General features: G+C 44.9%; 14 protein-coding genes. 13 read left to right on the top strand and 1 reads right to left on the bottom strand.

The genetic code is table 11. The features are described 5' to 3' along the window. Positions 1–82: 82 nt before the first annotated feature. From DW743_RS15245 to DW743_RS15195, 11 genes are all read left to right on the top strand, one after another. Complete coding sequence (locus DW743_RS15245) at positions 83–1,183, top strand: LacI family DNA-binding transcriptional regulator (protein ID WP_117762079.1); 1,101 nt, start codon at positions 83–85, stop codon at positions 1,181–1,183. 67 nt (positions 1,184–1,250) lie between these two features. Beyond that, the gene (locus tag DW743_RS15240) at positions 1,251–2,552 is read left to right on the top strand and encodes an ABC transporter substrate-binding protein (RefSeq protein WP_022461257.1); all 1,302 of its coding nucleotides are present in this window, start codon (positions 1,251–1,253) and stop codon (positions 2,550–2,552) included. A gap of 92 nt (positions 2,553–2,644) precedes the next feature. After that, positions 2,645–3,553 carry a carbohydrate ABC transporter permease gene (locus tag DW743_RS15235; RefSeq protein WP_022461256.1) on the top strand — a complete coding sequence of 303 codons (909 nt, stop codon included), beginning with the start codon at positions 2,645–2,647 and terminating at the stop codon, positions 3,551–3,553. Next, complete coding sequence (locus DW743_RS15230; protein WP_238061562.1) at positions 3,543–4,421, top strand: carbohydrate ABC transporter permease; 879 nt, start codon at positions 3,543–3,545, stop codon at positions 4,419–4,421. Before DW743_RS15235 ends, DW743_RS15230 begins: the two co-directional genes overlap by 11 nt. A 10-nt stretch (positions 4,422–4,431) precedes the next feature. Next, positions 4,432–5,997 (top strand): DUF5597 domain-containing protein, encoded by a 1,566-nt coding sequence (locus DW743_RS15225; protein ID WP_022461254.1) that lies wholly within the window; start codon positions 4,432–4,434, stop codon positions 5,995–5,997. A gap of 2 nt (positions 5,998–5,999) precedes the next feature. Continuing rightward, positions 6,000–8,216 carry a beta-glucosidase BglX gene (gene bglX / locus DW743_RS15220; protein ID WP_022461253.1) on the top strand — a complete coding sequence of 739 codons (2,217 nt, stop codon included), beginning with the start codon at positions 6,000–6,002 and terminating at the stop codon, positions 8,214–8,216. Positions 8,217–8,229: 13 nt separating this feature from the next. After that, complete coding sequence (locus DW743_RS15215) at positions 8,230–9,753, top strand: glycoside hydrolase family 43 protein (protein ID WP_022461252.1); 1,524 nt, start codon at positions 8,230–8,232, stop codon at positions 9,751–9,753. A 192-nt stretch (positions 9,754–9,945) separates the two neighbouring features. Further along, positions 9,946–10,149, top strand: coding sequence for a hypothetical protein (locus DW743_RS15210; RefSeq protein ID WP_147345116.1), 204 nt, complete (start codon positions 9,946–9,948; stop codon positions 10,147–10,149). A 125-nt stretch (positions 10,150–10,274) separates the two neighbouring features. Then, positions 10,275–10,979, top strand: a complete 705-nt coding sequence (locus DW743_RS15205) for an ABC transporter ATP-binding protein (protein ID WP_022461251.1) — start codon at positions 10,275–10,277, stop codon at positions 10,977–10,979. Positions 10,980–10,986: 7 nt separating this feature from the next. Next, the gene (locus DW743_RS15200) at positions 10,987–15,252 is read left to right on the top strand and encodes an FtsX-like permease family protein (RefSeq protein WP_117762076.1); all 4,266 of its coding nucleotides are present in this window, start codon (positions 10,987–10,989) and stop codon (positions 15,250–15,252) included. A 183-nt stretch (positions 15,253–15,435) separates the two neighbouring features. Next, the gene (locus tag DW743_RS15195) at positions 15,436–16,548 is read left to right on the top strand and encodes a Gfo/Idh/MocA family protein (protein ID WP_117762075.1); all 1,113 of its coding nucleotides are present in this window, start codon (positions 15,436–15,438) and stop codon (positions 16,546–16,548) included. 1 nt (position 16,549) lies between these two features. Here DW743_RS15195 and DW743_RS15190 read toward each other — a convergent pair whose 3' ends face one another. Continuing rightward, complete coding sequence (locus tag DW743_RS15190) at positions 16,550–17,422, bottom strand: AraC family transcriptional regulator (protein WP_117762074.1); 873 nt, start codon at positions 17,420–17,422, stop codon at positions 16,550–16,552. Positions 17,423–17,675: 253 nt separating this feature from the next. Between DW743_RS15190 and DW743_RS15185 the strand changes: the two genes are divergently transcribed. Together DW743_RS15185 and DW743_RS15180 are read left to right on the top strand one after the other, a co-directional pair. Beyond that, positions 17,676–19,700 carry a right-handed parallel beta-helix repeat-containing protein gene (locus DW743_RS15185; RefSeq protein WP_055220362.1) on the top strand — a complete coding sequence of 675 codons (2,025 nt, stop codon included), beginning with the start codon at positions 17,676–17,678 and terminating at the stop codon, positions 19,698–19,700. A gap of 125 nt (positions 19,701–19,825) precedes the next feature. Continuing rightward, entirely contained in the window at positions 19,826–21,814 is a 1,989-nt protein-coding gene (locus DW743_RS15180) for a right-handed parallel beta-helix repeat-containing protein (RefSeq protein ID WP_117762073.1), read from the top strand. Positions 21,815–21,828 lie beyond the last annotated feature (14 nt).

Raw genomic sequence — 21,828 nt, 5'->3', positions numbered from 1 at the left:
TTGAACAAAATAACATATACAGATAAAATGATGCTTGTAACAAGACAAGAACAATATAACGAGAAAGAAAGATGAATAGAATATGTCTGCAGAAAAAAATATTACTAGAAAAGATGTGGCAGAAAAAGCAGGCGTATCGGTGTCTGTTGTTTCAAGAGTACTTAATAACAGTGGATATGTCGACAAAGAAAAAAAGAAAAAAATTATTAAGATAGCAGAGCAACTGGGATATATTCCAAATCCGATAGCTATGGCTCTTCAAACAAGAAGAACATATCAGATAATATTTTTTTGCAATGATCTGACAGGTGCCTATTATAATCAAATGTATCATGGAATGGCGAAGACAGCGAAAGAAAGGGGATATCATCTTTTACTTCAAAAAGATTATGATTTTGAATCAGTAAAAAAAATCTTGGCAGATGGAATTATATTTCCGACAGAAAATGTAGCACAGGATTATGCTGAAACAGTAGGAAAAAATTATCGTCTGCCTACGGTAACAATATCTTTTGACCCGTCGGCGATATTTGCTAAACCAATGCCTTCGGTAGTTATTGAGAATCAAAAAATAATTAATGCCAGTATTGATTATCTTATACAGAAAGGACATAAAAAGATAGGAATGCTCCTTCCGTTTGATTACGGATATGCAAATTCCAGATATAAAGCCTGGAAGGAACGTATGAAGATGGAATCAATTTTTTTAGGGGGAGGGGTAGAGACTAACTATGAACACTATATTATAAACTGTGGAAAACCAGAAGAGGAAAACAAGAAAAAAGATTACAGATATTTAGGTCCTTATCAATCGGAATCAGAAGGATTTGTATATTATGATCTTTTCAAAGTTGGATATGAAGCAGCAAATTTGTATAAAAGTTCAAAGTATAAAGCAACGGCACTTATATGTTTTAATGATGATTTAGCTCAGGGATTTATTGCTGGCTTACAAGAAATAGGCTTGAGAGTGCCCGAAGATATATCGGTTATGGGAATTGATGGTATTTTTACAAGAAATCATTTTAAACCTAAGTTGACCACAATGTCCATTTATCCTGAAAGACAAGGAGCAAAATGTGTAGAAGTATTAATCGATATGCTGGAAGGGAAAAAATATAAATATATGAATTATTCTCCCTACGGTATTTTAGAGGGGGAGACAGTAAAGGACTTAAAGTAGAATATTTGCCGGAAAAAGCGCGCAGTTTCGGCTGATATAGAGAAAATAAACACTAGGAGGAAGGAAAATGAAGTTAAAAAAAGTACTCGCATTGACACTTGCAGGGATCATGACCGTAGGTCTGGCAGCATGTGGAGGAACCAAAGAATCTAGTGAAAAAACAGAAGCAGGAAAAGAAAAACAGAAACTTGTTATCTGGTCATGGGGAGCAGATGAGGAGAAGAAATCAAGGGAAGCAGCTGTTGAAGCATTTCAGAAAGCACATCCTGAGATCGAAGTGGAACATTCTGTCATTCCTACAGCCGATCATGTATGGGATCAGAAGATGACTGCAGCCCTGTCAGCAGGAACAGGTCCGGATGTCATCCAGATGTCACCGGATTATTACGGATTATACACCGATTATTATGAAGATTTAAATCCATATGTGGAAAAAGAAGGGGTGGATTTAGATTCTGTAGTTACAGAGGGCATGATGGATCCTTATTACCGCCCGGATGGAAAACTGGAAGGTATGCCTCTGCTCCAGAACTGTTTTGTACTGGCATATAACAAAGACATGTTCGATGAGTTTGGCGTAGAGTATCCGACAGCAGAATGGACATGGGATGATGTGGCGGAAGCAGCGAAGAAATTTGCCGGAGGCGAAGGCGCAGATGCTACATTCGGTATTGTTAACCACTGGATAGATCCGCCGCTGTCTATCATCTGTAAAGGCGGAAATGCATACTCAGATGATTTATCAACATGTGAGATCGATTCACAGGAAGTCAGAGATGGTCTGGATTTATTCGGAGATATGATCCAGAGCGGTGCAATGCCTGATGATACAGCAGCCAAGAGTCTTCCGAAAGAACAGCTTTTTGTATCCGGCCATGCGGCAATGTATACATTAGGCGGATTTGAGACAAAGCTGATTGCAGAAGAGATCGGTGAAAACTTTAACTGGGATGTTGTATCCATGCCGAAAGTTCCGGACGGTGGAAAAAACAATCTTTTATACGCAACAGGATATGCCATGCTGAAGGATTCTGAAAATAAAGATGCTGCATGGACATTCTTGAAAGAGGCATCTTATGAAAATGAAGACATGGCAAAGGAAACATGCCGTGCAGGAATGACAGCTTGTAAGAGCGTTGCAGAGGGTTACTATAAAGAACTGACATATGGTCCGATTGATAACAGCGCATACCTAGAAGGGCTTTCTGATGCAAAACTGAATATCTGGGGCGGTGCATATGCAGCACCTGGAGATGTATGGACCCAGATCTGGCAGGCAGTAACCATTGATGGTAAGAGTGCTGATGAGGCGATCAATGAATACTATCCGGCACTGGAAAAAGCATTTAATGAAGCAAATGGAAACTAAATGTTAAATCACAAGAAGGTGTTGCGAACGATATGCAGCACCTTCTTGTTCATTCAGCTACTGGCAGATTCTATTTACGGAGGCGAAGAAGAGTGAAAAAACCAAAAGGAAAAAAAGTATATTCAGCCATGAAACGGCGGGAGGCCAGAAATTTTTACTTATATACAGCACCATGGCTGATTGGATTTTTTGTGCTGACATTATACCCGATTGTATATTCTTTTTATCTGATGTTTACAGATATGAATTTAACCGGGGTAGGGAAGTTTATTGGATTAGAGAACCTGAAGTATGCATTTACGGATGATCCACTGTTTATAAAAGCATTTATAAATACCCTGAAATACGTGGTGATGTTTGTACCAAGTAGTATTATACTTGCTTTTTTTGTGGCACTGCTGCTTAGCAAGAAAGTAAAAGGACTGGGATTTTTCCGGACAGCATTTTACATTCCATACATCACCTCTGGTGTGGCAGTAACAATCTTGTGGGGATGGATATATCAGAAGGATTATGGAATTATCAACTACGTGTTATCACTGTTTGGAATAAAAGGTGTGAACTGGCTGGGAGATAAAAATATTGCAATGATATCAATCGTGATCCTGTCCCTGTGGACGATAGGAAATAATATCATCATCATGCTGGCGGGAATTCAGGATATTCCACAGTCTTATTATGAAAGTGCACAGATCGACGGCGCAGGTGCGATACGCCAGATCTTTTCCATTACCCTGCCGTTATGTACCCCGACGATCTATTTCAATCTGATCGTAACGATCATTGCAGCTTTCCAGGTATTCCAGCAGCCATTGATTTTGACTAATGGAGGACCGCTTAACAGTACTTATACAGCAGCGATACATATGTATAACAACGGATTCCTTTATGGAAAAATGGGATATGCATCCATGATGGCATGGAGCTTATTTGTTGTAATTATGGTGATTACACTGGTAGTGATTTCAACATCCAAGTACTGGGTGTTCTATGATGATTGATGAAAGGAAGAAATATATGCGAACAAGATCACAAAAACAAGCAAAACTTATAGGAAGAATTATCACATACACGATTCTGATTGCGGCAGCTATTGTTTGTTTGTTTCCTTTTATATGGATGATATCCACTTCTTTTAAAGAAACATCCGATATCTATAAAATGCCGCCGTCATTGCTGCCAGCGAATCCGACGCTGGAGAATTTCATCGAGGGATGGAAGGGTGCAGATTTTGGTATGTTCTTCCAGAACTCAGCAGTCGTAACATTTTTGGCTACGATAGGGACTGTATTTTCTTCCTCAGTAGTAGCGTATGGTTTTGCGAGATTTAAATCCAGATTATCACCGGTCTTATTCATGATTCTTCTTGGAACCATGATGTTGCCTTCCCAGGTGACTCTGATTCCACAGTATCTGCTGTATTATAAACTGGGAATGGTTGATACATTCTGGCCGTTGATTATTCCAAGTTGGCTGGGAGGGGGAGCTTTTAACATTTTCCTTTTTATTCAGTTCTTTAGAACGCTTCCGAAGGAATTGGATGAAGCGGCTAAGATTGATGGGGCGAATTCCTGGCAGGTATTTACGAAGATATTGCTGCCAGCGGTAAAACCGGTCATGCTGGCTGTACTGGTAATGGCACTGGTATATAACTGGAATGATTTCTTTAATCCATTGATCTATCTGAATTCATCTGAGAAATTCACGATAGCAGTGGGTCTGCAGTTCTTTAAGGGATCACAGGGAAATGTACAGATTGGACAGATGATGGCAATGGCACTGGTATCTTTGACACCGGTACTGTTTGTATTTGCAACCTGTCAGAAATACTTTATACAGGGTATTAAAATGTCAGGCTTGAAAGGATGATGTTACAGAAATGCCAATGAAAAAGACTATAGAGATTAAAAAAGATGAAAAGGGTTTTGGAACACTTTATGTAAATGATGAACCTTTTTTAATTCTTGGAGGTGAGCTTCATAACTCGAGTTCCAGTAATCTACAGTATATGGAAAAGCAAGTATGGCCCAGATTAAAAGAACTAAATCTAAACACAGTTCTTCTTCCTGTAGCATGGGAAAATATAGAAAAAGAAGAGGGAGTTTATGATTTTTCTTTGTTAGAAGAACTGATTTTCCAGGCGAGACGAGAAAAAATGAAGTTGATACTACTGTGGTTTGGCCTTTGGAAAAATGGAGAAAGTACTTATGTTCCAGGTTGGGTAAAAAGAGATAGCGGGAGATTTTTCAGAGCAAGATATAAAGGGGGAGAATTGTCTCAGACGATATCACCTCTTTGTAAAAATGCAGTAAAAGCGGATGCAAGAGCATTTACGGTTTTTATGAAAAAATTGAAAGATATTGATGCAGAATCACAGACAGTTCTCATGGTACAAGTGGAAAATGAAATTGGTTTTTTGAAATCAGATAGAGATTATTCAAAAGAAGCAGAGAAGCAATTTAGGAGTAATATCCCAGAAGAACTGGAAAAAATATATGGTATATCAGGGACATGGAGTGAAGTGTTTCAGTCGGATGCAGCAGAGATGTTTATGGCATGGAATTATGCACAGGCAGTAGAATACATAGCAGCAGCAGGAAAAAGGGCATATGAACTTCCGATGTATGTGAATGCCTGGCTGAATCAGTTTCCGGATAGACCTGGAAATTACCCATCAGGAGGACCTATAGCGAGAAATAAAAAAATATGGAGAAATATTGCAAAAAGCATAGATGTTTTTGCTCCGGATATATACCTTTCTGATTTTGAAGGGGTATGTAAAGAATATGCAACGGAAGGGAATCCATTGTTTATACCTGAGGCAAGGCGAGATCCGGTAACAGCTAGCAATGCTTTTTATGCTTTTGGGAAATATGGGGCAATTGGTTTTTCGCCTTTTGGGATAGAAGGACTTATGGAAGATACACGCCAAAAACAGGATAAAGAGCTTCTTGAACAACTTCAAATAGATGTACTGGCCTTCACAAGCATAGAAACAGGAAAATACCTCAAAGAAACATATAAAATTTTGAAAAATATGCAAAAATTATATTTTCGATTTAAAGGAACAGAAAATATACATGCATTTATGTGTAGAAATGAGCATGAAAGAGGTACGATTGTTTCTTTGTCTGGCTGCGATTTGGAACTGACTTACAGACCAAAAGGAAATGAAAGGCCAGGGTGTGCAGGGATGATTATAGAAGAAAATGAAAGTGAATTTTGGGCTGTAGGATATAATACTGACATTAGACTTTTGCCGAAAAAAAGTAGTCATGACTGTATTACCATTATATGTCTCGAGGAAGGTTTTTTTGATAATGGAAAATGGAGTTCTGGACGTGTGCTGAACGGGGATGAAAGAAGTATGTCTGGATTTGGACAATATGCAGAAGTACGCCATTATATTTATTGTAAAGAAACTACAGATGAGAAGGAGGGTTAGTAGTGGAAATCGGAGAATTAAAAAAACTATTTGACGATATGACAATAGAAGAAAAAGCTGGTCAATTGTTTCAGACGGTTGGTGCTATGTATGATGATGAGGCCGTAATATCAGGTCCTATGCAGGAAATGGGAATTACAGAGAAAGATATTCAGCTTGCTGGAACTGTGTTAGGTACTATGGGGGCGGAAAAGATAAAGAGGATTCAAAAAAAATATATGGAAGCTCATCCACACCATATTCCACTTGTATTTATGTTGGATATTATTAATGGGTATAAAACAGTATATCCAATTCCATTAGCTCAGGGAGCAACTTTTCAGCCGGATCTTGTGAAAGAATGTGCGGCTATGGCGGCAAAAGAGGGCGCTGCAGATGGACTTCATATAACATTTTCACCTATGGTAGACTTGGTAAGGGATGCTAGATGGGGCAGGGTAATGGAATCCACTGGAGAAGATGTATATTTGAACGGATTATATGCAAGGGCAATGGTGGAAGGATATCAAGGTGCAGACATCAGTGGCGGGGAGAAACTGGGGGCTTGCGTAAAGCATTTTGCTGGGTATGGCGGTGCAGAAGCAGGAAGAGACTATAATACAGTGGAAGTATCAGAAAGGACTTTTCGTGATTTTTATCTTCCAGCATATAAAGAGGCTGTGGAGGCGGGAAGTGCGTTAGTGATGACGTCTTTTAATACGATTAATGGAATTCCTGCAAGTGTAAATAAGTGGCTTATGAGGGATATCCTCAGAGAAGAGATGGGGTTTGATGGTGTATTGATTTCTGATTTTGGTGCCATTGGGGAGTGTGTAAACCATGGGGCAGCAGAAGACAGGGCAGATGCAACAAAAAAGGCTCTTGAGGCAGGAGTAGACATTGATATGATGTCAGGTACTTATCCGGAAAATATACCTGCACTTTTAAAAGACAAAAGTATTAGTGTGGAACTAATTGAAGAATGTGCGTGGCGTATTATGAAGTTGAAAAATGACCTTGGGCTTTTTGAAAATCCATATAAGGGTGCTGATGAAATTAAGGCTAAAGCTTGCATACTTAGTGAAGCACACAGAGAATTGGCTCAAAAAACAGCAGAAAATTCTTTTGTTCTATTAAAGAATAAAGATAATATTCTGCCATTGGATAAAAAGAAGAAAATTGCAATGATTGGACCGTATATAGACAGAAGATATATGTTGGGAGGATGGTCTTTTACAGGAAATCCGGAGGATGTAATAACAATAAAAAATGCGGCGGAAGAGAAACTTGCAGATTATGAAATTGTTTATGCTCAGGGATGCCCAATTCTTTCCGAAGATGTAAAATTAGAAGGGTTTGCAAATTATACAGAAGAAAAATTCTCACAGGAAGATTGTGAAAAAATGAAGGAAGAAGCACTGCGGGCGGCTAAAGAAGCAGATGTGGTTGTATTGGCTATAGGAGAACATTTTCTGCAGTCGGGCGAAGCTACCAGTAAAGGAATTATAGAAATTCCTAAGATTCAGCAGGAATTATTTGAGGCACTTTCGGAGGTGAATTCTGAAATTGCCGTAGTATTATTTAATGGAAGACCATTAGATATTCGCATATTGGAAGAAAGAGCGAAGGCAATATTGGAAGTCTGGATGCCCGGAACTATGGGAGGAGCTGCTATTGTGGAAGTATTAAGAGGTGCAGTTTCGCCTGCAGGAAAGCTGCCAATGAGCTTTCCATATTGCGTGTCACAGGTTCCTGTCCATTATGATGAGTTTCCTACCGGACGTAGACATCATCCTGGAAAAGATAAGGATCGCTATGTCTCGAAATATCTGGATATGCCGAATAAACCACTGTATTCTTTTGGATATGGCCTTACATATACCCAATTTGAAATATCAGATTTAGAGCTAAGTAAAACGGTTATGAAGCCGGGTGAATCTGTTACGGTATCTGTAAAAGTAAAAAATACCGGTGACAGAGAAGGTACAGAAACTTTGCAGCTTTATATTCATGACATTGCAGGAAGTGTAGTGCGCCCTGTAAAACAGCTGAAGGGTTTTGAAAGAGTAATATTAAATGCCGGAGAAGAAAAAGAAGTGTGCTTTACAGTGGACGAAAAAATGCTTCGCTTCCTAAGAGCGGACAATACATTTGGAAGTGAACCGGGAAAATTTGAGGTGTTTATCGGAAATAGCAGTGAAGTGGAAGAATGTAAAGTATTTGAATTATTGAAAGGTTAAAAAGAGGTGTATTATGCAATACAGAAATCCTATTATTTCCGGTTATAATCCGGATCCATCTATATGCAGAGTTGGAGAAGATTATTATATTGTGAACTCATCTTTTGAGTATTTTCCGGGAGTGCCGGTTTATCACAGCAAAAATTTAGTGAATTGGGAATTGGAAGGATATTGTCTGACGGATGAAGAACAGCTTCCGTTGGAAGAGAGCAGACCTTCAGGGGGAATTTTTGCACCAACGATTCGTTATCATGACGGAACATTTTTTATGATAACAACAAATGTTACATCAAAGGGAAACTTCATCGTACATACAAAAGATATGAAGTCAGGATGGTCAAAACCGGCATGGGTAGATCAGGGAGGAATAGATCCGTCGTTATTGTTTGATGGTGATAAAGTATATTTTGTATCTACAACTTCAGATGAACAGGGGGCTGGTATATTTTTATGTGAGGTAAATCCTTTTACAGGAGAAAAATTGACGGAGAGTGTGTGTATTAACCGTGGATGCGGTGGAAGATATCCAGAAGGACCGCATTTATATAAATGGTTTGGAAAATATTACCTTATGTTGGCGGAAGGCGGCACGGAATATGGACATATGGAGACAATGCAAAGAGCAGATAGTCCTTATGGTCCTTATGAACCATGTCCACATAATCCGATTTTATCTCACAAGGAAGACATGCGAGAGGAGATTTATTGTACAGGCCATGCAGACATAATGGAAGATCACAATGGAAATTGGTGGTTGGTGTGTCTGGCAGTGAGAACCTGTTCAGATGAAAATAGGAGGGTATTGCTTCATAATCTTGGAAGAGAAACATTTCTTACACCTGTCGTTTGGACAGAGGCTGGCTGGCCGGTTGTAGGAAATCATGGTTTGATTTCAACTGTTATGGATGGTCCGCTTCCGGGTGGAGAAGTGCAACCGGTAAATAGAAATTTCCATGATAATTTTTCGGATGGTAAATTTAAACTGCAATATAATTTTCTGAGAAATCCCGAAATGAAGAATTATAAATTGTATCCGGAAGAGAAGATGTTATGCCTGGAAGGTACAAAGGTAACTTTAAATGAAACTAAGAGCCCTACATGGATTGGAATTCGACAAAAGGGGTTTTATACTGAAACTGTAGTAAAAGTTTCAGCAGAAGATGTGCAAGGAATGAGAGCTGGATTGACAGCATTTTATAATGATTCTTATCATTATGAAATATATCTGACAAGGGAACAGGAAAAGTATAAAGTCTGTCTTGCAAAGCATATTCATGACATTTTTGTGGTTACAGCAAGTGCGGAAATTCCAAGAGGAGAAAATATTACGCTTAGGCTTGAAACAGATAAAACTTATTATACATTTTCATATAGTCTGGATGGAGAAAATTTCCAGATGCTAGGAACAGGATTAACGGTAGGACTCTGTACAGAGAGCACGAAAACCATGACGTTTACGGGAACATATATTGGTCTGTTTGCAGAGAATGGACGTGGTACCTTCCAGGAATTTAATGTGAAGGTATTGGATGAATAATTAAAAATAAAAACACAGCGTCGATTGTTAAGAAACAGTCGATGCTGTGTTTTAGTTTATAGAAGATTACTTGTTTAAGAGTCTTTCCATTTCCCTGGCAGATAAGTAAGTGTATTTCGTATCATCTCTTTCAGAAGAAGATCGCCTTCCTTCTCTGTAATTCTGCTATAGAGCGTCATGGATTTTGGTACGGTGACAGTATGGACAGTGATCAAAAGATTTTTATTCGGATGGATTGCGGCCGGAGGTCTGCTGGTAATTGTCAGTTGTGTGAAGTACAGAGAATTTATCATTACGGCATTTTTAAATAATACCTGGGCATGGATCAATGCACTGATGCCTGTGGTGATTATTCTGGTTGGGATAAGATATATGATCAGGGCAGTATTGAAATAAAGGGGGGATGCCATTTATAAAAAAACAGTAAATTCGCCCACTTAGGACTAGCCGCCGCGGCTGTAGATTGATACAATAAAAGAAATAGGAAATATCGATTTTTTACATGGGAGGAACACGGCGACATGGCGGGATATGTGAGTCTTCAGGATGTAACCAAGACCTATCAAATGGGTGAGGTTACGATCAAGGCTGCGGATGGGATCAGCTTTGATGTGGAAAAGGGTGAGTTTGTGATTGTGGTCGGACCGAGCGGTGCGGGGAAGACGACGGTGTTGAATATCCTCGGTGGAATGGATACGGCGACTTCGGGGAAGGTGCTGGTGGACGGAGCGGAGATCAGCAAGTACCGCGGCAAGAATCTGATCCAGTACCGGCGGGAGGATATTGGGTTTGTTTTTCAGTTTTATAATCTGATGCAGAACCTGACGGCGCTCGAGAATGTGGAGCTGGCGATGCAGATCTGTAAGCATCCGCTGGATGCGTCGGAGGTACTTGCGGAGGTTGGACTGGAAGAACGGATGAATAACTTCCCGGCGCAGCTTTCGGGCGGGGAGCAGCAGCGTGTGGCGATTGCGCGTGCGCTGGCGAAAAATCCGAAACTGCTGCTCTGCGATGAGCCGACCGGCGCGCTCGATTATGTGACGGGAAAAGCGATCTTAAAGCTGCTGCAGGATACCTGCCGGGAGAAGGGGATGACGGTCATTGTCATCACCCACAACTCGGCGCTGACACCGATGGCGGACCGCGTGATTAAAATTCGAAACGGAAAAGTGGCGGGCATGAAAACAAATGAGAACCCGACGCCGGTGGAAGAGATAGAATGGTAGGTGGACGATGAGAGCATTTCGAAAAGACTTTATCCGGGAAATCACAAAGAACAAGGGGCGGTTTCTGTCAGTCTTTTTCATCGTGCTTCTTGGCGCGGCGTTTTTCTCGGGCATTCGGTCGGCGGAAGGAGATATGAAGGTTTCGGCGGACCGGTATTATGATGAAGTAAATTATATGGATTTGAAAGTCCTTGGAACGCTGGGGCTGACAGACGATGATCTGGCGGATATCGCGAAGACGGATGGCGTGAAAGCGGTCTACGGCGGAAAAACGGTGGAAGTGCTGCATGACATCGGCGAGAGCGAGCAGGTTGTGAAGCTGATTGCGCTGACGGACGGTGTGAATGAGCCGCGCGTGGTCGAGGGACGGATGCCGGAGAAAGAGGATGAAATTCTTGTTGATACGCAGTTTCTGAAAAGTTCCGGCTGTGAGATCGGAGATCAGGTAACGTTCACTTCCGGAACGGAGGATCCGCTCTCAGATTCGCTGACCGGGGACACGTTTACGATTGTTGGTTCGGCGACACTCCCTTATTATATGGATCTGAACCGGGGAACGGGCTCGATTGGAAACGGAAGCATCAACAGTTTTGCACTGCTGCTTCCGGAGACATTTACCTCGGATCTCTATACAGAGATTTACGTCCAGGCGGACGGCGCACAGGAAGAGGCGAGCTACAGCGATGCGTATGATGAGACGGTGAAGGCTGTACAGACGAAGATTGAAGCGCTCGAGGATGCGGCGTGCGACCGGCGGTATACGGCAGTCAAAACCGAAGGACAGGAAAAGATTGATGATGCAAAACAGCAGGTCGCTGATGCAGAGCAGAAATTAGCGGACGCAAAAACAGAGCTGGATGACGGTGCACAGCAGCTTGCCGACGCGAAAGTGACGATTGCGGACAAAGAGCAGGAACTTCTCGACGGCGAACAGACGTTAAAGGACAAAGAACAGGAGCTTCTTGACGGAAAGCAGACGATTGCTGAGAAAGAACAGGAACTCCTTGACGGAAAACAGACCATTGCAGACAAAGAGCAGGAACTTCTCAGTGCGAAAGCAACCATCGCCGATAAAGAGCAGGAACTGGCATCCGGCAAGGCAACGCTGAAAGATAAAGAGGCGGAACTTGCGAGCGGAAAAGCGACGCTGGAAGCAAAGGCGGCAGAGCTGGAAAGCGGAAAAGCGGAGCTGAATCAGAAAGCCGATGAACTTGCAAGTGGAAAAACCACACTTGAGGCAAAAGCGAAAGAACTTTCCGACGGAAAAGCACAGCTTGCAGAGAAAGAAACAGAACTGGCATCCGGCAAAAAAGAGTTAGAGGAAAAAATGACGCAGCTTTCGGTGGCAAAAACCGAACTGACTCGGAAGCAGACGGAGCTGAATACTGCAAAAGAGCAGCTTTCCAAAAAAGAAACGGAATTGAATATTGCAAAGGAACAGCTTTCCGCTGCACGCGAGGAACTGGACAACAAGAAAGCAGAAACCGCTGCAGGACGCACACAGTATGAAGCGCAGAAGGCAGCGTATGAAGAACAGAAGAGTCAGTATGAGACAGCCAGGGATCAGTTAGCCCAGATTTCCAGGCAGCTTCCGATGGTGGAGGCTGCGCAGACAGAAGTGACTGGTCAGATCGAGGTGATTGAGGCTCAGCTTGACGGACTGACAGAGGAAGATGAAGCATATGTATCCCTGTTGGAACAGAAAACTGCGCTGGAAGCAAAACAGACAGAGTTAGCACAGCAGCTTTTCACGATGCAGGAGCAGAAAACATTTCTGGAACAAAACATCGCAGCGTTTGAAGCAGCAAGCGCTGATGCGGAAGCCCGGCTTGCGGCTGCAGAAGCTCAGATTACCGACGCAGAAAGTCAGCTTGCCGCTGCAGATGCACAATTAACAGAAAAAGAGCAGGAATGCGCCGCAGGCGAGGCACAGATTGCTTCTGCAAAAGAAGAACTGGAAAGCGGCGAAGCTCAGATTACAGAGGCTCTTGCCCAGCTTCAGGATGGAGAAGCACAGGCAGAAGCTTATCAGAAACAGATTGAGGATGGCGAAGCCCAGCTTGCATCCGCCAAAGCAGCGATTGCCGACGGAGAAGCTCAGATTGAGACGAACCGCAGTAAATTAAAAGACGGAGAAACTCAGCTTGCGGCTGCCAGAGCCCAGCTTGCTGATGGGGAACAGCAGATTGCATCGTACCGACAGACGATTCAGTCGGGTGAGGCCCAGCTTGCCGCTGCAAAGCAGACAATTTCCAGTGGAGAAAGTCAGCTCGCCGACGCGAAACAGACGATCGCCGATGGCGAAACCCAGTTAGCAGAAGCAAAGCAGACGATCGCCGATGGAGAAAGTCAGCTCGCCGAAGCCAAGCAGACGATTGCCGACGGAGAAACCCAGCTTGCCGACGCGAAACAGGAAATCGCCAACGGAAAAATCTCCCTTGCGGATGCGAAACAGGAAATTGCCGATAAAGAAAAGGAACTTGAGGACGGCAAAGCCGAATATGAAAAAGCAAAAGCCGACGCCGAACCAGAAATCGCGGATGCGAAGCAGGAAATTGCGGACGGTGAGAAAACACTCGCAGACCTGAAAAAACCAACGTGGTACGTCTGGGGACGGAATAAGGTAACGTCAACTGAGAGCTTCGGTCAGGATGCCGGCCGTATCTCGAATATCGGAAAATTCTTCCCGGTTATCTTCTTCCTCGTGGCTGCTCTCGTCAGCCTGACGACGATGACACGAATGATCGAGGAACAGCGTCAGCAGATCGGAACGTTAAAAGCCCTCGGCTATTCCGACGGCGTGATCGCCTTTAAATATTTCGCATACGCGATGCTCTCCACCGTATCCGGCGCTCTCGCGGGCGTGGTGGTTGGAGAAAAAATCCTGCCCTGGGTTATTATGAATGCCTACGGCATGCTGTATACCGGACTCCCGTATTACATGACCCCGCTGAACTGGGAGCAGGGAGGCCTTGCGATTCTGGCGAGTGCAGCCTGCACCGGCGTGGCGACGATCGCGGCATGCTACAAAGAACTCGCCGCAGGTCCGGCAGAGCTGATGCGGCCGGAAGCACCGAAAAACGGCAAACGGATTTTCCTGGAACGCATCGGCGTACTCTGGAAACATCTGAACTTTACGCAGAAATCAACCGTGCGGAATCTGGTGCGGTATAAAAAACGATTCTTCATGACCGTTATCGGAATCGGCGGATGCATGGGTCTGATCCTCGTCGGTTTCGGCCTTCAGGATTCCATCACCGCGATTGCGAAAAACCAGTTCGTCAGCCTCTTCACCTATCAGGCGAATGCTGTGCTGAATTCAGATGTGGATGAATCCGAAAAAGAAGCATTGCAGACCGATCTGGAAAACTACAGCGGCATCGATGAGCTGCTGGAAATGTACTGCCAGAACATCGAACTGCAGACCGACAAAAAGACCGTGGATGCAGTGCTTGAAGTGCCGAAAGAACTGACGAATTTCAATGACTTCTATGCCTTCCGAGACCGGAAAAGCGGAGAAGTTTACGAATTCCCGACCGACGGCGGCGCAGCCATCAGCGAAAAGACAGCAACGATGCTCGGCGTAAAAGCAGGCGACACGGTTCAGCTGAAAAAAGGCGATGATATTGTGGACGTAAAGATTTCGATCATCGTCGAAAACTACGTGCGCCATTACCTGTATTTGGCCCCGGATCTCTACGAGGAGCTGTTCGGCGGAGCGCCGGACTACAACCAGCTTCTGATGAAATATCAGGACATGTCGGGCAATTATGAGACAGCACTCGGAGAAAAAATCATGACGTACGACGGTGTAGCGGCAATCTCGTTCACATCCGACCTGATTGATCAGATTGACAACATGCTTCGTTCCCTCGACATCGTCATCGTGGTGCTGATCGTATCGGCGGGCCTGTTGGCGTTTGTGGTGCTGTACAACCTGAACAACATCAACATCACCGAACGACAGAGAGAGCTGGCAACGCTGAAAGTGCTCGGCTTCTTCGACGGCGAGGTGGCATCGTACGTGTACCGGGAAAACATGGTGCTGACACTGTTCGGCGTTATCGCGGGCATGGGAATTGGAACGTTTTTACATCATTGCGTAATTCAGACCGTCGAGGTCGATATGATGATGTTCGGACGAAACGTGTTCCCGCGGAGCTACGGCTGGAGCGCCCTGATTACCCTGGCGTTTGCTCTGTTCGTCAATTTTATGATGTTCTACCGGTTAAGAAAAATTGATATGATTGAATCGCTGAAAAGCGTGGAGTAAACAACAGAAAAAGGCCGTCCGCGGTGATGCAGAGAATCTGCAGAAACCGTGGGTGGTTTTTTCATTTTGAAAGTGAAATATGAGCCGGAATGCTTGTTTTTTCAGACATTTCGTTGTATAAAAAAAATAAGGGTTTTTATTAGAACAGAATCAAAAAACAAAGAGTAAAGGGGATTTTTACAAATGGGAACAACAGAAACGAAAAAAATGAGAGTCGGCGTTGTCGGCTGCGGAGCGATCAGTGATATTTATCTGACGAACATGATTCATAACTTTGAGAATCTTGAGGTAGCAGCATGCTGCGCAGGCCATCTTGAACATGCGAAAAAGAAAGCAGAGCAGTATGGCATCAAGGGCTGTACCTACGAGGAAATTCTGGCAGATCCGTCGATTGAAATGGTAGTCATTCTGACACCGGCACCGACCCACGAGGGGCTGATCCGTCAGGCACTGGAAGCCGGAAAACACGTTTACACTGAAAAAACAATGACCCTCGCACCGGAAACGGCAGCGAAACTGATCGAGCTGGCAGAGGAGAAACATCTCTATCTCGGTTCCGCACCGGACACCTTCCTTGGATCGGCACTGCAGACCGCAAGAAAAGCGATCGACGACGGGCTGATCGGCGAGGTGACATCTTTCGAAGCATGCGCAAACCGCGATCTTGATTTGCTGGCGAGCATCTTCCGTTTTCTGCGGATGCCGGGCGGCGGTATCTGCTACGATTTCGGTGTTTATTATCTGACGGCAATTGTGAGTCTTTTTGGTCCGGTGGATCGCGTTGTATCGTCCGTGCGAAACCTTGCGGCGAAGCGTGTGAACATCATTCCGGGCAGCCCGGAATACGGACAGGAATTTGACTATACAAACGAAAGTCAGGTCTTTACCATTCTGGAAATGAAAAACGGTGTGACCGGTACATTCTGCGTCAATGGTGACAGCGTCATCAATGATCAGGCGGTATTCACCATTTACGGTAAAAAAGGTATCTTAAAGCTTGTTGATCCGAACAATTTCGGCGGCGATGTTGTCTATATTCCGGGTGTAAAAGACTGGACACAGCAGACTGTTCCGGAAGTTTTACATTATGGCTTTGATTACAGCGAAAACAGCCGTGGTCTTGGCCCGTCTGAGATGGCAGAAGCAATTGCCGAGGGCAGACCAAACCGTGCGAGTGCCAAAATGGCATATCACGTACTCGATACGATCGATCAGATTATGAAGAGTGCGGAAACGGGTGCATTTGAGAAGGTTCCATCCACCTGCGAAAGACCAGAGGCCATGCCGAATTCATAGCCTATTTCTGATAGGATTGCAGGTACATCTGACGGAAGTCGGTAGGGCTTACATTTTTTGATTTCAAAAAGACTCTGTTAAACGTAGAAATACTGTTAAAACCGGATTCGAGCGACACTTCGGTGATCGTGAGATCCGGTTTTTTTAACAGGTTTTCGGCGATATGGAGCCGTTCCCTGGTGACAAAATCCGTGAAGGAGAGACCGGTGTATGCGCGGAACAGCTTGGAAAAATGGCAGCGGGAGAATCCGGCGACCTTTGATGCTTCTTCCAGGGAAACCGGTTCGGTGCAGTGACTCGAGATCCAGGTACATGCAGCAATCATCTGGCGGTGTACCTGTGCGGAATGGCCTGTTTTTTGCGGTGTGGCAGTTTCGGTCGGCACGGAGAGATTTTCGCCGAGCAGAATAAAAAACTGATACAGCAGAACGCATCCGCGCAGCTCGGAAAAACTGATACCGGAGAGGGAGAGCCTGCGCAGTTCTGTCAGAAATCCGCGGAGCTTTTCGATTTCCGGGAAGTTGTTCTGATTCAGAAGACGGATCTGATAAAAAAGATAAGCAACAGACTGGAAATCCACGCGTTTTTCCAGAAAATCTGCATCGAGCTGAAGCATGATCAGGCGATGTTCTTTGTTGGTTGTGGAAACAGCGTGCAGCTCGCCGGGCCAGATAAAAAGAAGATCACCGGGCTTTAGCGGAAAGGTTTCTCCATTTACTTCATAGATAATGCCGTTATCCTGTGCAAGCACAATTTCGATATAGTGATGCCAGTGCAGACCGAAATAGGCGGGGACATGCGAAATAGAGATATCGTAAACATAGCTGTTAGCAAAATGATTGTTTTCGAAAAAAGAAGTCGAATCGTTTTTCATGGCAAAAGAATCCTCCGTATCTGATAAACGGTATTATACAACAGAAGAGAGAAAAAATATAGAAAAAATCGAAACATCTGGGCAATGATCGGCAATATATAAGTAGTGTTTTACGAGGATCTGTATTATGGTTAAGATATGAAAATTGTGAAGAACGGCAGAAATTGAAAAAAGAGTGATGCGGTTTTGGCGAAAATTCACAAAAAAACAATAAAAATTTATGAAAAGTGAAGAAGTGGGAGGTAAGCAAAAAATGCAGATTTATGTAGATGGAAATGCTGTGCGAAGCGGAAATGGGCAGAAGGAATATCCATTTCAGACGATTTCCGAGGCGGCAAAAATTGCAATGCCCGGCGACGAGGTGCTTGTAGCGCCTGGCGTATATCGGGAATATGTAGATCCGGCGAATGCGGGATGTGAGGATGCAAGAATTGTGTACCGTTCTGTGGAACCGGGAAAAGCTGTGATTACCGGTGCGGAAATTGTGGATAACTGGGAGCATTTGGAAGGTGATGTGTGGACAGCGCGCGTTTCGAACGGATTGTTTGGGGATTACAATCCATATACGACACTGGTCAGCGGTGACTGGTTTATCGCATCCTACACGGCACACACCGGAGAAGTGTATCTGAATGGAAAATCTATGTATGAGGTGACAAGTCTGGATCAGGTGAAAAAGCCGGAGATCTATAAAAAATCCTGGGATCAGGCATTCACGGTTTACACCTGGTATGTGGAGCAGGACGAAGAGAAGAATGAGACCGTTTTCTATGTGAATTTCCAGGGGAAAAACCCGAATGAGGAAACGGTGGAAATTAATGTGCGCGAGAATTGCTTTTATCCATCGAAGGAGGGCATTGGTTATATCACGCTGTCCGGCTTTGTTGTAAAACAGGCGGCAACCCAGTGGGCTCCGCCGACGGCATATCAGGAAGGAATGGTCGGCCCGCACTGGTCAAAGGGATGGATCATCGAGGATTGTGAGATTTCAGATTCGAAGTGCTCGGGCATTTCACTTGGAAAATACAGACAGCCGAACAATGACAATAAATGGCTCAAATGGAAATTCAAAGATGGCACACAGACGGAGCGTGACTGTATCTGCCAGGCGCAGCGGGAGGGATGGACAAAGGAAAACATCGGAAGCCACATCATCCGCCGGTGCAACATCCATGACTGTGGACAGACGGGTATTGTAGGCCACTTAGGTGGTGTGTTCTCGATCATTGAGGATAACCACATTCACCATATCAATAATAAACAGAACCTTGCGGGTGCGGAGATCGGCGGCATCAAGATGCATGCAGCAATCGATGTGATCATTCGAAGAAACCATTTCCATCACTGTACGAGAGGCCTCTGGCTCGACTGGCAGGCACAGGGCACACGTGTTACGCAGAACCTGTTCCATGACAATACGCTGCCGAACGAGGAAAATGCAAATCCAGAAGGTATGGACGGTATCGGCGAGGATATCTTTATTGAAATTTCCCACGGACCGACACTGGTGGACAATAACGTACTGCTTTCGGACCGCGCGATGAAGCTGGCAACGCAGGGTGTTGCGGTAGTACATAACCTGATCGCGGGATCGTTTACTGCTGTCGGCCGCGGTGTCAACAATGGCTCCGAAAAGCTGCCGTCGCCACGCTACACACCGTACCATGTGCCGCATCGCACGGAGATCAACGGATTTATGACGGTTCTTCACGGTGACTGCCGGTTCTACAATAATATCTTCATCCAGAAGCCGGTTCGTGCGGGAATGGAAGAAATCCGTAAACTGACTGGGGATAATGAATGGGATGACGGAAATCTGACAGCAGGAACCGTGCCGTACAGCGGATATCCGACGCTGGAGGAGTACGTGGCAAGATTTGAGGGCTACTGCGGAATGGGTTCCGGAAAGTCACCGGATCTGTATTACGAGAAGCTGCCGGTATGGCTTGGCGGCAACGTTTACTTCAATGGGGCGAAGCCGGCAGAGCAGGAACAGGACGCTGTAGTGGATACCGAGCATGAAATCACCATCGGTGTAAAAGAAGAGAACGGAAAATGGAAACTGGAGACCAATGTTTACGATTATCTGCCGCAGAATGCCTGTGCAGTGATCTCAACGGAGACGCTTGGCATGGCATTTGAGCCGGAACAGAAATATGAGAATCCGGATGGAACGCCGATCGTGTTCCGATATGACTACTTCGGAAACCGTCAGGGCATTCATCCGCTGCCGGGCCCGTTTGCATCAAAAGAGGCTGCGGAAGAAGCATTATCGTAAAGAAATTCTATAGACCCGCAAAAAAATAGCGTAAAAAATTCAGCGCCGCAGAGAGTGAATGATTGCGTCACAGCCTTTTTTGCAGTGTTTTCGGGTTTTACTATAACAAAAAGGAGTATAGAGAAATGATTTACTATGTCAATAATTCCGCTCCGAAGAATGGAAACGGAACAAAAGAGATGCCGTTCAAGTTCATCAACGATGCGGCAAAAATTGCAAAGGCAGGAGATGAAGTTCTGGTTGCACCTGGTATTTACCATGAATATGTTGATCCGGTCAACGGAGGAACCGAGGATGCAAGAATCGTCTATAAGAGTGAGAAGCCGCTCGGCGCAAAGATCACCGGTGCGGAAACGATGAATGACTGGGAGCATTACAAAGATAATGTGTGGGTATGCCGTGTAGACAACGGAGTGTTTGGCAATTATAACCCATACACGACAATGGTCGGCGGTGACTGGTATTTTGCACCGGTGGTACGCCATACCGGCGCGGTTTATCTGAATGACCGCCAGTTATACGAGGCAGAGACGCTCGAGGAGTGTATCAAGGGCGAGGTTTATGCGCCGTCCTGGGAGCCGGAGTGGTCGGTTTACAAATGGTATACCGAGCAGGACAAAGAGAAAAATCAGACGGTCATCTACGCAAACTTCCAGGGTAAAAACCCGACGGAGGAAAAAGTAGAAATCAACGTGCGCCGGAACTGCTTTATGCCGTCGAAAACAGGCGTAAATTACATTACGTTCAGTGGATTTGATGTCAGCAAGGCAGCAACGACATGGGCGCCGCCGGCTGCTTATCAGGACGGTATGATCGGTCCGCACTGGTCGAAGGGATGGATTATTGAGGACTGTGAGGTCAGCAACAGCAAGTGCTGCGGTATTTCGCTCGGAAAATATTACGATCCGGAGAACGACCATTACTTTACCAGAAAACACGTAAAAAGCCCGACCCAGATGGAGCGTGATGCTGTGTGCCGCGGCCAGTATCACGGCTGGACGAAGGAGAACATCGGAAGCCATATCATCCGCCGCTGCCACATCCATCACTGTGAGCAGACCGGTATTGTCGGACGGATGGGCGGTGTGTTCAGTATCATTGAGGACAACCACATTCACAACATCAACAATATGCAGCAGCTTGGCGGGGCCGAGATTTCCGGTATCAAGATGCATGCAGCGATCGATGTTGTGATGAGAAGAAATCACATTCATCATTGTACGATGGGCATCTGGTGCGACTGGGAGGCACAGGGAACACGCCTGACCCAGAACCTGCTGCACGACAACTGCCCGCCGGAGGGAACACCAAAGGCAGAGGGCGCAATGATGAGTCAGGATATTTTCATCGAGGTTGGCCATGGTCCGACACTGATCGATAACAACATTATGCTCTCACCGGTCAGCGTTCGTATGGCGACCGATGGTATTGCCTGCGTACACAATCTGATGCTTGGCTCATTAACTGCAGTTGGCGGCGGAACAGGAGACCGTTACACGCCGTATCACATCCGTCACCGTACCGAGGTTGCCGGATTCATGACATTCCTGCATGGCGATGACCGGTTCTACAACAACATCTTTATCCAGAATTACCCGGTTGAGGAAACAGAAACGGTTGAGGACATGGGCTTCAAGATGGAGGATAACCAGGAGGTCGGAACGCATGTGTTCGACGAGTATCCGACCTATGACGAGTGGATCAGCCACTTTGAGCTGGATAAACCGGCCGACATGAGCAAGCTGGAGCCGTATCACAATAAATGTCATCTGCCGGTTTGGGTAAACGGAAACGCTTACTTTAACGGAGCAAAGGCGTGTGTGAATGAAAAAGAGAATCTTATGGATAACGAGAACCAGGTTAAGGTGGAACTTGTGGAAAAAGACGGCCACTATTCCATCAAGACGAACGTGTATGAGTTCCTGAAGGATTTCCGGACGGGAATTATCAACAGTGATATTTTAGGATACGCCTTCGAGCCGGAGCAGAGATTCGAAGATCCGGACGGAAGCACGATTATCTTCGATCAGGATTATCTCGGCGAGCACCGCGGCGTGGCAGCAATGCCGGGACCGTTTGCGGATGGAGCTGAGGCAGAGAAGATTCTGTGGTAGAAGAAATCAGAACT

It is taken from the genome of Blautia sp. AM28-27, from assembly GCF_003480905.1.
Classification (GTDB): Bacteria; Bacillota; Clostridia; order Lachnospirales; family Lachnospiraceae; genus Fusicatenibacter; species Fusicatenibacter saccharivorans.
Note: the sequence above shows the minus strand (reverse complement) of the source record. Positions and strands in the feature narration are given on the sequence as shown.

Bases quoted from the DNA above. Each gene is read 5' to 3' on its own strand.
- DW743_RS15245 (WP_117762079.1), top strand. From the start codon at position 83: ATGTCTGCAGAAAAAAATATTACTAGAAAAGATGTGGCAGAAAAAGCA.
- DW743_RS15240 (WP_022461257.1), top strand. From the start codon at position 1,251: ATGAAGTTAAAAAAAGTACTCGCATTGACACTTGCAGGGATCATGACC.
- DW743_RS15230 (WP_238061562.1), top strand. From the start codon at position 3,543: ATGATGATTGATGAAAGGAAGAAATATATGCGAACAAGATCACAAAAA.
- DW743_RS15225 (WP_022461254.1), top strand. From the start codon at position 4,432: ATGCCAATGAAAAAGACTATAGAGATTAAAAAAGATGAAAAGGGTTTT.
- DW743_RS15215 (WP_022461252.1), top strand. From the start codon at position 8,230: ATGCAATACAGAAATCCTATTATTTCCGGTTATAATCCGGATCCATCT.
- DW743_RS15205 (WP_022461251.1), top strand. From the start codon at position 10,275: ATGGCGGGATATGTGAGTCTTCAGGATGTAACCAAGACCTATCAAATG.
- DW743_RS15200 (WP_117762076.1), top strand. From the start codon at position 10,987: ATGAGAGCATTTCGAAAAGACTTTATCCGGGAAATCACAAAGAACAAG.
- DW743_RS15195 (WP_117762075.1), top strand. From the start codon at position 15,436: ATGGGAACAACAGAAACGAAAAAAATGAGAGTCGGCGTTGTCGGCTGC.
- DW743_RS15190 (WP_117762074.1), bottom strand. From the start codon at position 17,422: ATGAAAAACGATTCGACTTCTTTTTTCGAAAACAATCATTTTGCTAAC.
- DW743_RS15185 (WP_055220362.1), top strand. From the start codon at position 17,676: ATGCAGATTTATGTAGATGGAAATGCTGTGCGAAGCGGAAATGGGCAG.
- DW743_RS15180 (WP_117762073.1), top strand. From the start codon at position 19,826: ATGATTTACTATGTCAATAATTCCGCTCCGAAGAATGGAAACGGAACA.